The sequence below is a fragment of the Virgibacillus carmonensis genome, assembly GCF_057836705.1.
This window is the reverse complement of the sequence record NZ_JBYQFJ010000294.1, coordinates 1-582: the sequence shown is the minus strand read 5'-3', so window position 1 is coordinate 582 and position 582 is coordinate 1. Positions and strand designations below refer to the sequence as shown.

Annotated in this window: 1 protein-coding gene; it reads right to left on the bottom strand. The window is 34.4% G+C overall.

Going from position 1 to position 582, the window contains the following annotated elements; all coding sequences use genetic code 11:
* Window positions 1-107: 107 nt before the first annotated feature.
* Window positions 108-582, bottom strand: a 475-nt coding sequence (locus AC3G7N_RS21950; protein WP_489424240.1) for a substrate-binding domain-containing protein, incomplete at its 5' end; no start/stop codon positions are given.

Here is a 582-nt window from a genome sequence, read left to right as displayed (position 1 = left end):
TATATTATTAACAATATTACATTCATATTTCAATAGTTATCGTAATATTTCATTAGTTTATCGGTGAAATAAAAAACGGAATTGCTATAAACAATTCCGTTTTTATACTAGTATTTACGTGATGGTAATGCAGCTTCAGCTTCTTCTTTTCCTACAAAAACACTTTCATCCGCTTTAATCCATCGTTCAATTTCTTTTCCGGCTTGTAGATCTTTTGCAGCTTGAGCAAGCTGTGGTCCTAATAACGGATTACACTCTACAATAATATTTGACTTTCCTGCAGCAACAGCTTCAAAAATATCTTTTATACCGTCTACAGATACAATTTTAATATCTTCTCCAGGTTTTAACCCGTATTCTTCAATAGCTTGGATAGCACCTAGAGCCATGTCATCATTATGAGCGTATACTGCATCAATGTTTTCCCCATCTGATTTCAAAAATGCCTCCATAACTTCTTTACCTTTGGAACGTGTGAACTCACCTGTTTGCGATTTAATTATTTCATAGTTTGGATTTTCATTTATTATATTTGCAAAGCCTTCCATACGGTCGTTTGCAGAGCTTGCTCCTACCGTACCT